Raw genomic sequence first — 934 nt, 5'->3', positions numbered from 1 at the left:
CTGGAGGGTGTCGATCTAGCAAGGGAGACTGGCACCCATGGCAGCGCCGAAGAAGTACGACGTGGAGTTCCGGGACCGGGCGGTGCGGATGTACCGCGATCGGCTGGCGGAGGGGAATGACTCGAAGCTGGGTGCTCGGCGGCATGTCGGGTCGCTGCTGGACCTGAACCCGGCGACGTTGCGGAACTGGGTTGAGGAGGCCGAGCGGGGCCGAGGGGACTGGTGTGGCGGTGGGGCCGCGGGCGGTGGAGTCTGAAGAGGTCCGGGCGTTGAGGAAGCGGGTCGCCGAGCTGGAGCGGGCCAACGAGATCCTCAAGACCAGCGCGGCGTTTTTCGCCCAGGCGGAGCTCGACCGCCGACTCAAGTGATCATCGACTACATCGACACCCATCGAGACCGGTTCGGCGTCGAGCCGATCTGTGCGGTGCTGTCCGAGCATGGCCTGCAGATCGCGCCGTCCACCTACTATGCCCGCCGCCAGGCACCGGTGACCGCGGCGGAGCTGGAGCAGGCCTACCTGGTCAACGCTCTGGTCACCGTCCATGCGGCGAACTGGGGCGTCTACGGGGTGCGCAAGCTGTGGCATGCTGCCCGCCGCGCCGGTCTGGACGTGGGCCGGGACCAGGTCGCCAGGCTCATGGGCATCGCCGGGATCACCGGCGCGGTCCGCGGCCGCCACCGCACCGTCACCACGCGTCGCGACCAGTCCGCGCCACGGCATCCGGACCTGGTCAAACGCGGGTGGAACACCCCCACCAGCGTCAACGAGCTGTGGGTTGGCGACTTCTCGTATGTCTGGACGCTGGCCGGGTTCTGCTACGTCGCGTTCGTCGTCGACGTGTTCTCCCGCCGCATCCTGGGCTGGCGGGTGAGCACCTCACGAGAGGCCTCGCTGGTCATCGACGCGTTCCGGCAGGCCCTGCACACCCGCCAC

The 934-nt window shown here is 69.0% G+C and carries 2 protein-coding genes and 1 other annotated feature; both genes read left to right on the top strand.

The genetic code is table 11. The features are described 5' to 3' along the window. Positions 1–37: 37 nt before the first annotated feature. Positions 38–256 carry a transposase gene (locus E1212_RS31260; RefSeq protein WP_162605685.1) on the top strand — a complete coding sequence of 73 codons (219 nt, stop codon included), beginning with the start codon at positions 38–40 and terminating at the stop codon, positions 254–256. 69 nt (positions 257–325) lie between these two features. After that, positions 326–457 (top strand) — a sequence feature (AL1L pseudoknot). Continuing rightward, positions 365–934: IS3 family transposase (locus E1212_RS31255; protein WP_162605684.1), on the top strand; the 570-nt coding region annotated here is incomplete at its 3' end. It overlaps the preceding feature by 93 nt.

It is taken from the genome of Jiangella ureilytica (genome assembly GCF_004348545.1).
Classification (GTDB): Bacteria; Actinomycetota; Actinomycetes; order Jiangellales; family Jiangellaceae; genus Jiangella; species Jiangella ureilytica.
Note: the sequence above shows the minus strand (reverse complement) of the source record. Positions and strands in the feature narration are given on the sequence as shown.